The organism is Candidatus Tisiphia endosymbiont of Nemotelus uliginosus, assembly GCF_964264835.1.
In the GTDB taxonomy this organism is placed as follows: Bacteria; Pseudomonadota; Alphaproteobacteria; order Rickettsiales; family Rickettsiaceae; genus Tisiphia.
Genome location: NZ_OZ183485.1, coordinates 758,244 through 772,491, shown reverse-complemented (window position 1 = coordinate 772,491; position 14,248 = coordinate 758,244). Strand labels below are relative to the sequence as shown.

General features: G+C 32.9%; 13 protein-coding genes. 6 read left to right on the top strand and 7 right to left on the bottom strand.

Annotation, left to right across the window (positions count from 1 at the left end; genetic code table 11):
• Positions 1–197 precede the first annotated feature (197 nt).
• Together sucD and ACFELV_RS03405 are read left to right on the top strand one after the other, a co-directional pair.
• Entirely contained in the window at positions 198–1,079 is an 882-nt protein-coding gene (gene sucD, locus ACFELV_RS03410; RefSeq protein WP_375326753.1) for a succinate--CoA ligase subunit alpha, read from the top strand.
• The gene (locus ACFELV_RS03405; protein ID WP_375326752.1) at positions 1,080–2,147 is read left to right on the top strand and encodes a hypothetical protein; all 1,068 of its coding nucleotides are present in this window, start codon (positions 1,080–1,082) and stop codon (positions 2,145–2,147) included.
• Between the two features lie 153 nt (positions 2,148–2,300).
• On the opposite strand, the gene rplT is transcribed toward ACFELV_RS03405, so the two are convergent.
• From rplT to ACFELV_RS03390, 3 genes are all read right to left on the bottom strand, one after another.
• Positions 2,301–2,660 (bottom strand): 50S ribosomal protein L20, encoded by a 360-nt coding sequence (gene rplT / locus ACFELV_RS03400; protein ID WP_375326751.1) that lies wholly within the window; start codon positions 2,658–2,660, stop codon positions 2,301–2,303.
• Positions 2,661–2,685: 25 nt separating this feature from the next.
• Complete coding sequence (gene rpmI / locus ACFELV_RS03395; protein ID WP_375326750.1) at positions 2,686–2,889, bottom strand: 50S ribosomal protein L35; 204 nt, start codon at positions 2,887–2,889, stop codon at positions 2,686–2,688.
• Between the two features lie 181 nt (positions 2,890–3,070).
• Positions 3,071–3,445 carry a HesB/IscA family protein gene (locus ACFELV_RS03390; protein ID WP_375326749.1) on the bottom strand — a complete coding sequence of 125 codons (375 nt, stop codon included), beginning with the start codon at positions 3,443–3,445 and terminating at the stop codon, positions 3,071–3,073.
• 355 nt (positions 3,446–3,800) lie between these two features.
• On the opposite strand from ACFELV_RS03390, the gene ACFELV_RS03385 reads away from it, so the two are divergent.
• Together ACFELV_RS03385 and argS are read left to right on the top strand one after the other, a co-directional pair.
• Positions 3,801–4,949, top strand: coding sequence for a deoxyguanosinetriphosphate triphosphohydrolase (locus tag ACFELV_RS03385; protein ID WP_375326748.1), 1,149 nt, complete (start codon positions 3,801–3,803; stop codon positions 4,947–4,949).
• A 4-nt stretch (positions 4,950–4,953) separates the two neighbouring features.
• Complete coding sequence (gene argS / locus ACFELV_RS03380; protein WP_375326747.1) at positions 4,954–6,687, top strand: arginine--tRNA ligase; 1,734 nt, start codon at positions 4,954–4,956, stop codon at positions 6,685–6,687.
• 486 nt (positions 6,688–7,173) lie between these two features.
• On the opposite strand, the gene ACFELV_RS03375 is transcribed toward argS, so the two are convergent.
• The 4 genes from ACFELV_RS03375 to ACFELV_RS03360 form a co-directional block, all read right to left on the bottom strand.
• Positions 7,174–8,067, bottom strand: coding sequence for a hypothetical protein (locus ACFELV_RS03375; RefSeq protein ID WP_375326746.1), 894 nt, complete (start codon positions 8,065–8,067; stop codon positions 7,174–7,176).
• Positions 8,068–8,199: 132 nt separating this feature from the next.
• Positions 8,200–8,460, bottom strand: coding sequence for a hypothetical protein (locus tag ACFELV_RS03370; protein ID WP_375326745.1), 261 nt, complete (start codon positions 8,458–8,460; stop codon positions 8,200–8,202).
• Positions 8,461–8,668: 208 nt separating this feature from the next.
• The gene (locus ACFELV_RS03365; RefSeq protein ID WP_375326744.1) at positions 8,669–10,213 is read right to left on the bottom strand and encodes a sensor histidine kinase; all 1,545 of its coding nucleotides are present in this window, start codon (positions 10,211–10,213) and stop codon (positions 8,669–8,671) included.
• 337 nt (positions 10,214–10,550) lie between these two features.
• Positions 10,551–10,829: a hypothetical protein gene (locus ACFELV_RS03360; RefSeq protein ID WP_375326743.1), complete on the bottom strand. Its 279-nt coding sequence runs from the start codon at positions 10,827–10,829 to the stop codon at positions 10,551–10,553.
• Positions 10,830–11,281: 452 nt separating this feature from the next.
• Between ACFELV_RS03360 and ACFELV_RS03355 the strand changes: the two genes are divergently transcribed.
• Both ACFELV_RS03355 and ACFELV_RS03350 read left to right on the top strand, forming a co-directional pair.
• Positions 11,282–12,604: a hypothetical protein gene (locus tag ACFELV_RS03355; protein WP_375326742.1), complete on the top strand. Its 1,323-nt coding sequence runs from the start codon at positions 11,282–11,284 to the stop codon at positions 12,602–12,604.
• Between the two features lie 284 nt (positions 12,605–12,888).
• Positions 12,889–14,217, top strand: a complete 1,329-nt coding sequence (locus ACFELV_RS03350) for an NAD(P)-dependent oxidoreductase (RefSeq protein ID WP_375326741.1) — start codon at positions 12,889–12,891, stop codon at positions 14,215–14,217.
• Positions 14,218–14,248 lie beyond the last annotated feature (31 nt).

The window sequence follows — 14,248 nt, the reverse complement described above, 5'->3', positions numbered from 1 at the left end:
AGAAGTGATTTATAGAGCATTTTAATCGAAAGATAGTGGGAGTTTTGCAAGTCAATAATCTACCTATTTCAAAAAATCTCCGCTATTTTGCAGATAAAATACGCATAAATCAAGTGATCAAAGATTCCTGCACACAGTCTGTATAACAGACTAAAAGAATAAAGGTATAATTACTTTAAAATACAGGAAATAAATATATGGCAATATTAGTTGATAGAAATACCAGAGTAATCTGTCAGGGTTTTACTGGCTCACAAGGAACTTTTCACTCTGAACAAGCCATCAGCTATGGAACTAAAATGGTGGGGGGAGTCACTCCTGGCAAAGGGGGACAAACTCATTTAGATCTCCCAATATATAATAGTGTACGTGAGGCAGTGGCCAAAACCAATGCAAATGCTAGTGTGATTTATGTACCTCCAGCATTTGCTGCTGACTCAATTTTAGAAGCAATAGATGCAGAAATTGAACTAGTAGTATGTATCACTGAAGGTATACCAATACTTGACATGGTAAAAGTTAAAAGAGCGCTAGTAGGAGCAAAAACTAGGTTAATTGGTCCCAATTGCCCAGGAATCATTACTCCGGATGAATGCAAGATCGGAATAATGCCGGGTTATATTCATACAAGAGGCACCGTAGGTATTGTCTCTAGATCTGGTACTCTAACTTATGAAGCAGTAGCACAAACTACTGCGGTAGGGCTTGGACAAACTACTTGTATTGGCATTGGAGGAGATCCAGTAAATGGTACAGATTTTTGTGATATCATAGAATTGTTTTTGCAAGATAATGACACTAAATCCATTATTATGATTGGCGAAATAGGAGGAGATGCGGAAGAAAGAGCTGCTGAATTAATTAAAGCTTCAAAAATAAAAAAACCAATCGTGAGCTTTATTGCTGGCATAACAGCACCTGAAGGAAAAAGAATGGGCCATGCAGGGGCAATTATTTCTAAAGGGCAAGGTTCAGCTGAACATAAATTAGAAGCATTACAAAGCTCTGGGGTTACCATCACTATGTCTCCAGCTAATATTGGTAAAACTATGCTAGAATTATTGCAAAATAAGATTTAAATGCTTACCCTACTACATACCAATCTCATTTCAGAGCTCAAAGATAATAAGTATGATTTTTTAAAGTTTGGTTTAATCAAGCAAGAGCAAATAAAGGCGTTTGCTGTCTCTAATAATAATATGTATGATAATATTATTATTATTGGTTTTGGAGCATCATCCTTAAATATCAGAGCTTTGCTTAGTATTGCTGTTAGACCTGCTAAAAAAGTAGTATATCTGGATAGTTTAGATCAAACAGAAATTAATGACCAATTATCATCACTCAATTTCAATAGGTCAGCATTTTTTGCATTGAGTAAATCTGGGAATACTAACGAAACATATTTATTAACTAAATATGTTTTAGAAGACTTACAAGTTCCTCCTCAGAATATATATATTATTGCACCTTTTACGGATAACTTGCTAAGCCAGTTAGCACGATCTTACAAAACCCATTTTTTTGAACATGATGAGATATGTAGCGGAAGGTTTGGGATAATTTCTAACGCTTCTTTATTACCACTCGCTGTAGTTGGCCTTAATGTAAGTAAAGTGGTTGCTGCAGCTACCACAAAGATTTTACAAGTTATTTCAGGTAGCACTGTTATTTACCAAACAGCTGAATATTATCTAAAACAATATTTTTTAGGTAGGCGAATATTAGTTATGTTTAATTATAGTTATCAATTAGATGGCGTATGTAGATGGCAACAACAAATGATAGCCGAGACACTTAGCAAAAATGGTTTCGGTATTACTCCTGTAATAGCCAGAGGTACATTTGATCAACATAGTCAATTACAGCTTTATTTAGAAGGGCCAGATGATAAATTTTACCAAATTATTACTAACACCAAGCCAGATGACTCTCATATTGCTACCAACTTAACTGTTCATGCAAATAATATATATCACGCATTAACTCAAGCAGAACGGCCCGTGAAGCTCATAAATTTTGACATTACTGAAGAAATAATAATAGGGGAAATTATTGATACAATGTTATCTATTATCTTAATAGCAAAATATTTAGCAATCAATCCGTTTAATCAACCTGCTGTTGATAAATATAAACTATTGTAATTTAATAATAGGTTTTGTGAACATTGCTATCTAATGGTCGATATCATTGTTATTTTCGCTCTTGAATCCCCATATATATTTGTATGCTGCAACTCTGCGAGTAAAAATGCAATGCCTATAAATCTACTAATTATATAGAAATATTCACAAAACCTAGGATACTGAATATTCTTTAACTTTAGCGACAATATCAGCAAAACCTTGAGGATTCTTAACTGCTAACTCAGCTAGCACCTTACGATCGATCTCAATAGCAGCTTTTTTAAGCCCGCCCATAAATTGCGAATATACCAAACCATATTGGCGGACTGCGGCATTAATACGCTGGATCCAGAGACCTCTAAAATCACGTTTACGATTTCTCCGATCTCTATAAGCATAACTTAAAGCTTTTTCGACTTTTTCAATTGCTATACTAAAACAATTATTCGCCCTACCCCTATATCCTTTAGCTAATTTAAGGATTTTTTTGTGACGATTTTTTGAAACTTTTCCTGATTTTACACGTGACATAGCTCATTTCACTCCTGTTCAATTATTAAATACCATAAGGCAGAAAGAATTTTTTAAGATTCTTTGCATCCTGCTCACACAAAATTGTGGTTCCTCGCAGATTACGAAGTTGAGCTTTTGTACGACGTCTCATGAAATGTTTTTTGCCAGATTGCGTCCCTATCACTTTGCCAGTCGAGGTAAGCTTAAAACGCTTTTTTACCGCAGATTTTGTTTTTAATTTAGGCATAATATTCCTTTGTTTGGTATTTTAAGATGATAAATAGCAAGATTTTTAGGCATACCAAAGCCACATTGCTAGCTAGCACAATATAAAGAATTCATAGAATAAATGCAAGTTAATTTTATTCATTTCTCTTTAAAACAATCCAGATAGAGTCATTATCAGATGACAAGATAAATTAATGCAATTATAACGAAAAAGAGCTGCCACAACCGCATTTTATCTTAGCCTTTGGATTCCAAATTTTAAAATCGGAGCTTCCTAATTCTTCTATAAAATCTATAATACAGTCAGACATAAGCTGTTGCGACTCTTCATCAATAACCACTTTAGTAATACCATTGTCAAAAATAATATCTTCTTCTGTGATATCGTTATTGGGAACAACTTCATACTTATACTGATAACCTGAGCACCCCCCTCCTCCAATACTTATTCGCAGTACTGCATCTAGAGTATTGGCAGCTCTTATTACTTGTTCTACTTTTTTAAAAACATTCTCAGTAACTGTTATATTATTACGCATCACTTTTGCTGGAATGTCATTAGCTTGTAGTGCCATATATTTGTTTTATATTGAGAATGGATTATTGATAAAATAATACTAAAAGCTCACTTTTGCAAGTACCAGATTTTAAAAAGCTTGAAAAGTTCCATAGTCACTTTATACTAGTGAGGTTACAAGTATAAATAAATTATTAGACTTCCTCCATAAAGTCGAGCTAGTTGGTGATTTTGTTGTCAAAACGCAGCCTTCCATCGAGTTACAATCGTCCATGTTACGTCTGCTCGGCTCAGCTTCGTTTTTTTCTTCAAAATCCTAAAGGGCTTTTTTGAACTCTATGCAGGAAGTCTATTGACAACTTCGCATAACATGGTTATTTAATTTTAAACAATTTAAATTTGGAGTTGATATAGTGCTTGCCTCCTACGCTTGCGATCCTTCCACTAACCAAGGAAGATTATATAAAGAACAGCCTACTAGTTATAGGAATGAATTTGAACGAGACCGTGATCGAATAATACATTCGAAAGCCTTTAGGCGCTTACAATACAAAACGCAAGTTTTTATTAACCACGAAGGGGATCATTATCGCAATAGGTTGACTCATTCCATTGAAGTGGCGACCGTTGCACGCTCCATTTCAAATACCCTTAATTTATCGAGCGATTTAGCAGAAGCTGTAGCACTAGCACATGATTTAGGGCATACCCCATTTGGCCATGCAGGAGAGATAGCACTAAATGAATGTATGAAAGATTTTGGAGGCTTTTCCCATAACACTCATTCATTAAAAATCCTTACTAAATTAGAAAAAAGATATGCCTCATATGATGGATTAAATTTAACTTGGGAAGTATTAGAAGGAATAGTTAAACATAATGGCCCTTTAACTCACGATGTTTCTGAATATATCAAGCAATATAATGCCCAAAATGACCTTGATCTCACTACTTATGCTTCCGCTGAAGCACAAATAGCAGCCCTAGCCGATGATATAAGTTATATTTCCCATGATTTAGAAGATAGTATTGGAGCCAAGATTATTGATTTTAATCATTTATCTGAAATTACCTTTATTGACCGTTATATTAATACTATTAAATCTCAATTTAGAGATATTACCTCTTCTAAGCTGATTTATGAGGTGGTCCGTAAATTAATGAGTGATTTAATTAACGATTTATTATTACAAACACATAATAATTTAAAGAAAGAAAAAATTACTACTGCTATGGATATTCGGCATCTTAATTATCAGATCATCGATTTTACCGAGGACACAAAGGAGTATATCAAGGAATTAAGGCAATTTTTATATAATAAGGTATATAAAAATAATAAATTAACCGCCATGACTTTAAAGTGCCAAAAAATCATTCAAGGACTATTTAAATTATATATGAATAATATTGATTTGTTACCATTTAATTGGAAAGAGTTAATTTTAGAAGATGAGCAATCCAAAGCTACTATCGTAGCTGATTATATAGCAGGCATGACAGATAGGTTTGCTATCCAAGAATACAACGCCTTCTACTCCTGTAATTTTAACAATATTTAATTATATGAATATATTTAATAGATTACGAAATGATATAATGGTTGCGGGAAAACAAATCTGCAATAATGAGGAGATATTACAATTAGCTGCCATCGAGATCCCCAAAGACAATCTAAACGGTGACCTGGCCAGTAATATCGCAATGATTATCGCCTCAAAACAAGGTGGTAAGCCACGGGAACTAGCTATTAAATTTAAAGAAATATTATCTCCCCTTTCTTATATTGCCTCTATTGAAGTGGCAGGACCGGGATTTATTAATTTTACTCTTAAAGCAGATTATTGGCATCAATCTATTCAAGATATATTACTAGACAATGAAGATTTTTTTAAGATTAATATTGGTAATCACCAGAAGATCAATATCGAATATGTATCCGCCAATCCCACGGGGCCCCTACATATTGGGCATGCTAGAGGAGCCGTGTACGGGGATGCTTTAGCCAGGATTTTAGAAACCACCGGCTACCAAGTAACTAAAGAATATTATATTAACGATGCAGGATCACAAGTAGATAATTTAGCTCAAGCTGTGATGTATCGCTACCAAGAAGTTTTAACAGGAACAACACTCACATTGCCAGCTGGGCTTTATCCTGGAGAATATTTAATAGAGGTTGCTAAGAAGTTAGTAGAGCAATTTGGGAATAAATTATTATCATTAGCAGATAATGAACGTCATGAAATAATTAGAAAATTCAGTGTAGACCAGATGCTAGATTTAATCCGACGAGATCTAAAAGATCTTGAGATTGAGCACCAGGTGTTTTTCTCTGAAAAATCATTACATGATAAAGGTAAAATCGCTGAAGTAGTGAAACTGCTGACTACCATGGGCTTAATATATGAAGGGCAATTACCTATCCCAAAAGGGCAAACTGAGGAAGAATGGAATCCACAGGTCCATAGGTTGTTTAAATCTACCAATTTTGGAGATACTCAAGATAGATCTATAGAGAAATCTGATGGCAGTTGGACTTATTTTGCAGCAGATTTAGCCTATGCTAAGGATAAAATAGATCGAGGAGCACAGCGTTTAGTCTATATTTTAGGTGCAGACCACTCTGGTTATGTTAAAAGAATTGAGGCAATAGTAGGAGCCCTAACTCATAACAAAGTTAAAGTAGATGTAAAAATTTGTCAGTTAGTAAATTTTGTGCATAATGGTGAATCAATCAAAATGTCAAAACGAAAAGGAAATTTTACTAGCGTTCGTGATGTTACCTCGGAAGTTGGTAAAGATATAATACGATTTATGATGTTAACACGGAAAAACGATGCCCCTTTGGATTTTGATTTAGCTAAAGTAAGAGAGCAATCCAAAGACAATCCTATATTCTATGTACAATATGCTTATGTTCGGACAAGATCTATACTGATGAAGGCTAAAGACACTATGTACACTGCATACGATAAGTTTAAAATCAATCAATATAATTTGTCGTTACTTTCTACTGAAGAAGAAATAGAAATGATCAAGCTGCTGGCGTCCTGGCCCAAAGTTATAGAAGCATCAGCAAAATATTTTGAGCCACACAGAGTAGCTTTCTATTTAGTTAATTTAGCTTCCAAATTTCATTCCTTATGGAATTTTGGCAAAGAAAATAATGATTACCGATTTTTAATTGAAGAAGATCTAGAACTAACCACAGCACGACTTGCTTTGGCAAGCGCTATACAAAAGATTATTAAGGTGGGTTTTAATATTATCGGCATAACGCCTATGAATAAGATGTAATGGCCCTTAGTAGGTTCTGTGAACATTTCTATCTAATGGTCGATTTTTGTGGTTATTTTCGTTCTCGAATCCTTACATACATTTAGTACGCTGCGGTTTCTGTGAGCGAAAATGCCTATAAATCTACTCATTACATAGAAATAGACTTCTTTTAGAAATGCGCTTCTGGTAGGGAATTTGCAGAAGGCTCGCAGCACAAAACCGCAACGTACGGCAGTAATAGTGAAGCTTTGAGCCTAGATTCATTGTCCAAATTATCATCTCGAGTAGAGTTTCGGAAGAAGCCTAATGAAAAAAAACAACTCTTGAAAGCCAAAGGAATATACTGATACAAGTTGCTTTCAAGACAATAGTAGGAGTATGAGTGGTGAGGCGCGCGGAACCTAGTAGATCTAGGTGAGCACGACGAATCCCGAAATACGACAACCTAATGTGAAGAAAGCAATTTGGTATGAAAATTCTTTAGTCCTATATATTATAGCTCAATTATACAACATCTTCTGCTATATTTCCCGTAACAGAAACTGGTAAAGGAAAATGATTACTACACCATGACAAGATTCCAAAACATGAGGGCTCCACTACAGAAGTGTCATTCATCGGCACCCTAAAGATGGTAGGCGTAAGACCATCATTAAAAATACTAAGTTCTATTTTATCAGGCTCATTATTAATTTTAGAAATTTTAAACATCATGGGAGAGGTTTGCAGTGTATTTAAACTAAAAGTAGATGCTGCGGCCTTAAGACGCTTTATTAATGAGGGATTATTCTCTTCATTCTCATGACCCTCACTAATAGATACATTATAATCCTTAATCATACAATAACCTTTAAGAGTATTATAGTCTTTGATCATATCGTTATCATAAACTTTGATTGTAAATACCAGCCTTGAAGGGTCAGATAAGCTAGCGATCATTTTCAGTACTTCATTTTTCATTACTAGCTGGAAGTTCTGAGAATTAAAATGCTGCATATCTCCCCCCTTGCCATTATCTTGTAATTCTTTTACTGCGTGCAGTATTACTGAAGCTGTTTTATAGTGTTTACATTCTATTGCTTTTTTAAAAGCTGCATCCCCATTCGCATGTAACATCCATTTTAAGTTTGCAGATTTTTCAGCAATCTCTAAAAGAATTTTTATTATTGGCGAATCTTCTAAGAGTAAGTCAGTATATTCTGCTACTTTTATGAATAATATATAGTTACTATGGGAAATTATCTGCGTTTGTATACTGTCTTGATGGAGATGTAATTGCATAAAGCTCTTACTACAATCACGTAAGTTTAGAGTGGCAAGATTTGCGCAAAGTTTTTCTACAATAGCATAGGGTTTACAATGTTCTTTTATACAATCATGTCGTATCTCATGTTTCATAATTACTAATACCTTTTATCTATTATTAACATAAACCAAGGTATAATATTCTATTTTAAATAGCAATTAAAAAATGTTATACTTCATTTAGACTTAAGTAAAGTTTAACAACATTTTTGTAGTAAATGAATTTTAAACCCATTTATTACTATTTTTGTTACTTTCAGTTTTAATATTGAGATAAACCGTAATATAATCTATTTGCTTTTTCATTTCATATATTTGATTAGTTAACAAATTAAAATAGTGTTGGGTTTTATTATGCTTAGATACTACCATAAATCTAAGCGCTAAAATATTGCTGGATAAACCTAATAATTTATTCTCTATTTCCTTAAATCCAAGTGGATTTACAGGATGTTTATTAAGCGGTACATTCTTTTGATTCAACATATGATCCCTTGAGTTTAAGATTGCGACTTAGACTTCCTTGTATAATTTTGAAAGTACATGAATATACTGTTCACCTTTCAAGAGTTGTTTTTCAAATAAAATCCAACTCGTGAAATCCATTGAGTATATATCTTGCCTGATACCCCAAAATAAAGAGCAGGATAGTACATATTTTACCAAACTGCTGCTATTGATCCAGAGAGGGAATCTATTTTTTATAATCTGCCAACTGAATGACATTAGTTTTATTAAAATTAGTAATATGAGGAGTCAAGCTATTTTGAGGAACCAAGTGAGGGATTTTGATAGAAGTAGAATTGATACCTTTTTTTTGGGAAACACTGATAATTATCCCTAATTGTCGCGATATTTTCTTGACACCTTCATCCTCTAACAAAAATAAATTACCCTTTTTCCTATATAAAGGGATTACCCCATATCCCTCATCTATTATCAAGAACTTTACCCAACCTTGTCTTTTAAGAATATGAATGGTTAGGAAATTATTACTACATAGTCTACTTATCGCATTCTCTATTACATGAAATAAAATGAGCGATAATAAAAGCTTATCAGTTTCTACCCACAAATCTTTATCCTCTTCAGGGAAAAAAGCTATTTCTTTTTCTAAGATTTCATAATTAAATATTGTCATCAACTCTTTTATTATAGAGCCGATATTTACCTCGGAAATATTTAAACCGCTTAGAAAATGCCCTTCTAAGCTTGTTAAAATATTTAGATTTTGTTTGATTAGAAGCTTACTATGGCTAGTATTGCCACTATTAAGTATTAGTTCTTCATTTACTTGTACTTCTTTTAAAGCATTTTGTATCCTGGTCCAAATCTCTAAAAGAAAATCAAGGTATAATTGATATGATTCTTTTTTGGCTTTTAATAGCGTATTTAAGTAATTATTTTTTTTATTAAGGCTTTCAACTTGCTGCCTATACGCTTCTGCTTTTTTTATTTTATTTTCTAACCTAATCTTTAAATCTTTAAATTTAAAATTAGTATATTTTCGTAAATAGAGATACATAAATATTATGCAAAATAATAGACTAGTTCCTCCTATTACATATTGATTAATATAGTGGGGTAATTTATTTTTAATGGTTTGTTGTCGTACAGTAATTAAATTATCTGCCTCTTGAGTTAAATATTGTTTATATAAATCAATAACTATATCTGGATTTTTTATCTCTGCTTGCGTAATATTTTCATATTGATTAGCATTAGAACTGGGCCCTATTCCTAAAATTATCAACTCAGGAGCAGTAGAGATTTGATAGGCGATAAAAAAAGAATCTTTATTTTTTTTTATTAATTGAGGAGTAGTAAGAGATATGTTATTCAGTAACTTATAATATTTAGAGTGGTTACGTAAGCCTTTTTTGCTAAAAGTTTTTTTATTATATAAGATTACTATAGATTTAAATATTAAATATTTTGCTTTAAACTTAAGCAAATGATGCATATCTTTTATAACCGAAACTATTTCCTGGGGATTCGGAACACTTAGCTTTTCTTCAGTTAAACGTAATATTAAATATGCCTGCGAAAAAAATTCTTTATACTTCTTCTCTAATATTAAGGCGTTTTGTTTTGCCTCTATTTGAAAATCAAAATAAAAATAACCGGTTATACTACTGGTATAAACAGCAAAAATTAACAAAAATATTTTTGATATAATGCGCAAATCGGTATTAATCCCAAAACCACACCAACTAATAATATTACTAACGTTTTTCATTGAGGTAACACTTTAGAGAATTCTAATTATTAGGAGTAAAATATTGATTAGAACAAACTTAATAATTTATCAATTTAACCTTATTAGTCAATTTTAATCTCTATTTTAACATCTGTTGGTTGTGTTATAAACTACTGCTTATAAACTTTTGTAAAGAACAATATTACAGAGAGTGTGTTAAATAAAACGCAATTTTTAATCATTATCCCTTAAAACTGTATTCGGTGAATGTACACCTGTCAAGAAAAATGTTGGCTCCCTTAAATATTTCCTTACTCTAAAACCAGAGGCTCAAGAAATTCCTGACTATCAAAGATCTACCCTACTAGCGCAGGATTTATATTTGAATCCACCCTTCTTCATTATCTCTATCATCTCCCTCGTCAACTCCCATATCTAAGTAGCTGCGTAAATAATCTAAATCCTTTTTCATCTCATATATTTGCTTACTTAATATATTAAAATAACTTTCCAGCTTTTTATGACTGACTCCAATTTCACTCCTCAAAGCTAAAACATTACCTGATAAGCCTAATAATTTACCTTCTATCTCTTGAACCCTTTGCTGGTCTAAGATTTGTTCTTCACTCTGAAAGCTCTTAATTTTGTTAAACATATATACCTTGCTAATTAAATCTAACCCCTCACATAAATATTAAGAGGTATTAATAACAAAGCATATATAAAATGATTCGGTAAGACCAAAAATATCAGGCGAAAATAGGAGGGGATTTTAGGAGGGGGTTATCAGAAGAAAATTAGGTATTGTTTTGCAACCGGCTGAGTAGTTAATATATAGAGTTCGGTATTTAGTGAGGGATTCCATAAATTTTGTAGGATTCGGTTGGATTCATATATGCCTATATGCCCCAGGCAAACAACTATCAAATTCAAGTATCCTTCGCTAAACTCCTGTAACTATAGCATGCATGCCAAAGGAGACGGTTAAATAACTGTTGTTCACTATACTAATTAGCTGTATGAGTATAGAGCTGTTGTTTATATTCAGTTACTCTATTTACAGTGGTAGGAGCAAAACCATATTCAATTAAATAATTAAATTTACTTATGAATAAAGAGCTGGATTTGAATCTTAAAGAAGTCGCATGGGGTGATATTAGAGATGAGATATACAAAATAAATCGGGAATTAGCAGAAAAGTGTGACCAATCTAATACATATAACCAACATACTCTATTTAAAATTAGCTATCCTTACGGCACTTCTATTGTAAATGAAGGAGTCTTTCACCTGCCTACTAGAGATGGAAGATTAGTGTCTATCAAGGATCCAAAAGTTCCAGAATCTATCAGGACTAAATTATCATACAGCCCTATTCCTCTTAGCTTTATTCTTCATAATTCTAGTGAAGTATTTGTTAAGGACAAAGATAGAGTAATTCCTCTAAATATTTTTGGAGTTGGAAAATTGTTTGGGCTATTTGAACTACTCAATATATTAACGCATCCCCCTATCACACATGCACCTATTTGGAACGTGAATGCTGGAGCACGTTCCGTTTTTATGCTCCCAAGTATTTCTGACATGATAGGACATAATAGAATTCAAAAAAAATTGGGCTCTAATATTCATCTCCCTTATCATCTGGTAGATCACTGGCAAACCTTTGTCGAGATTAATCAATATTCTACCGCCAAAGATCGCTGGCATAATACAATTATAGTGTTTACTAATAAATGGTTTGAAGAAACCAATAATATTAGCTATGCAAAATTTGTTAACTATCTGGCTATACAAGGCTGGCAACAGTTGCAATTTGGCCTATTAGGAGATTTTACTGAATTTAGTCTATTATGGTCCTTGTTTACTCATGAAATTAACAACCGTAATTTAAAACCAAGACCATATCTAATTGACACTATTAAACATTTAATTTCTATTACTAAACAATTTGGCATAGCATTTCAGCCTTCTATCGATGATCAAGCTTTACCAAGACAGTTAATACAACAAGTCTATGTTGAAGATTACCAACTCAAGGAGTATATCCCCACTATTATGCAGCCTGCAACACTTGTAAATAAGAAAAATAAATTATATTATTCTTTGAGCCTCCCTACTCTCCCTAACAGTTCTCCATATTTTAAAAACCCTCCTAGCCTAATTGAAGATCAAAGAGAAATTAACAAACTATTAACTATATTGATGAGCATAGCTCATAAAATCAAGCATCCTACTGCTATTGTCATGAAAGATATCAAGTTCAGGATGTTTCACTCAGGACATGATCCATTTGGTCAAATAATCGCAAGTAAATATATAGCAGACCATGATAGTAGATTCTTAGTGTATAACAATGAACACAACAGGACATTCTGCTGGTCCTCTACTTTTTTTAATGGTTGTATAAGCATTGAATATAAAGAATAAAGCTTTATAAGCCCTGTGAACAAAATCAATATCTTATAACACTAGTTAATAATAATTAAAAATTTTAATAGAGTTCTAGGAAAAATATGTTATAATCCTGTTGCTCATTAACTCTAATTATGTACCCATTGTAGAGTAATATTGACTAAGGTAACTTCATACTGTTCTACTACTTACCCAAAAACTAGCTAGTCCTATTTATAATATATAATTTATTATTAATGCTTATTGTTTAATTCAACACATCTATTTTTTAACCTTTTATTTTAATCAAGTAAAACTGAATGTTACCCATTTTACAATCTATTGTAGATCGAGTGCAAACTACTTCCCCTTTCAATTTAGCAAAAATTACCTTTATCTGTGTACAACACCTTCTCTTTACTACCGTCGATATCATAAAGTCTTTAATATTGCTGCAGGCTAAACCACACAATATCCATATTATGGGCAAAATATATTCCTCTTGCCCGGCAGTAGTTGACCAGCTAATGACGATAGGAGTCAATTACCACCCCAGCTCTTATCCGTCACAACTCGGCCATTTCAATGATTATTTCAATTCTGATATCATCAATATGTGGGATAAAATAAGTGATACAATAATTAATACTAACTCTAACACTATTATTGTTCTTGATGATGGCGGCAAAGCTATTGCGAATGTCCCTAAGGAGTTACTGCAAAAATATAAGACCTTTGTGGTAGAACAAACTTCTTCTGGTATGTCTTATGTCACAAAAAATAATATCGCTTTACCAATGATTAATGTTGCATATTCTGCAGCAAAACAATTACTAGAATCTCCTATGATTGCTAAAGCGGTAATCACTAAACTAATCCCATCCTTACCCGTGCATACCAATAAGGCAGTATGTGGGGTCGTAGGTTTAGGAGTAATAGGACGAGCTGTTGTAGAGTTGCTTTTATCTTTGGGCCATAGAGTAATAGTATATGACAAGCTAAATGCTCAATATGACTTATTAAATTCTGTTCAGTTTATGGCAGATGAGCAATTACTATTTCAAGAAGCAGACTATATTTTCGGCTGTACAGGAGAAGATATTACAACCTCCATAGACCTCACTAAACTCCAAGGCACTAAGAATTTCATTAGTTGTTCCTCACAGGATATAGAATTTTGTTCTTTATTAAAAATGATTCAAAATAGTTCTTATAAGGCTACAGATGTGATGGATAACATAGAATATCCATTAAATACCGAATACCCGATAAGGGGCGGCATAATTAGAATTTTGAAAGGAGGATATCCCATAAATTTCGATAATACTGGTGAATCTGTGCCCGCTAAAGATATCCAGTTAACACGCGCTCTATTATTTGGTGGAGTTATTCAAGCAATGTTACAATCCCTGCAAAATCCGGAACCTAAACAATACATGTTAAATCCTGCTCTACAAAAATTCATTGTACAAGAGTTGATAAATAGCCAGAGTCCCGAAGAGCGCTTGTATAACAGCCCCTTAATAATACATTTCCTGAATGAACAATGGATTCAAAATAACTCTAGCGGCGAATATGTGGACAATAATATTATCACAAATTTGTGTAAAAAGCCTATAAGATCTTCTCCATTAATCAGACAAATTTAGTTAGGGGGCTAGGCCTAGAGAAACAAAGCCC

Coding starts and splice junctions, on each gene's coding strand:
- sucD (WP_375326753.1), top strand. CDS start 198: ATGGCAATATTAGTTGATAGAAATACCAGAGTAATCTGTCAGGGTTTT.
- ACFELV_RS03405 (WP_375326752.1), top strand. CDS start 1,080: ATGCTTACCCTACTACATACCAATCTCATTTCAGAGCTCAAAGATAAT.
- rplT (WP_375326751.1), bottom strand. CDS start 2,660: ATGTCACGTGTAAAATCAGGAAAAGTTTCAAAAAATCGTCACAAAAAA.
- rpmI (WP_375326750.1), bottom strand. CDS start 2,889: ATGCCTAAATTAAAAACAAAATCTGCGGTAAAAAAGCGTTTTAAGCTT.
- ACFELV_RS03390 (WP_375326749.1), bottom strand. CDS start 3,445: ATGGCACTACAAGCTAATGACATTCCAGCAAAAGTGATGCGTAATAAT.
- argS (WP_375326747.1), top strand. CDS start 4,954: ATGAATATATTTAATAGATTACGAAATGATATAATGGTTGCGGGAAAA.
- ACFELV_RS03375 (WP_375326746.1), bottom strand. CDS start 8,067: ATGAAACATGAGATACGACATGATTGTATAAAAGAACATTGTAAACCC.
- ACFELV_RS03370 (WP_375326745.1), bottom strand. CDS start 8,460: ATGTTGAATCAAAAGAATGTACCGCTTAATAAACATCCTGTAAATCCA.
- ACFELV_RS03365 (WP_375326744.1), bottom strand. CDS start 10,213: ATGAAAAACGTTAGTAATATTATTAGTTGGTGTGGTTTTGGGATTAAT.
- ACFELV_RS03360 (WP_375326743.1), bottom strand. CDS start 10,829: ATGTTTAACAAAATTAAGAGCTTTCAGAGTGAAGAACAAATCTTAGAC.
- ACFELV_RS03355 (WP_375326742.1), top strand. CDS start 11,282: ATGAATAAAGAGCTGGATTTGAATCTTAAAGAAGTCGCATGGGGTGAT.
- ACFELV_RS03350 (WP_375326741.1), top strand. CDS start 12,889: ATGTTACCCATTTTACAATCTATTGTAGATCGAGTGCAAACTACTTCC.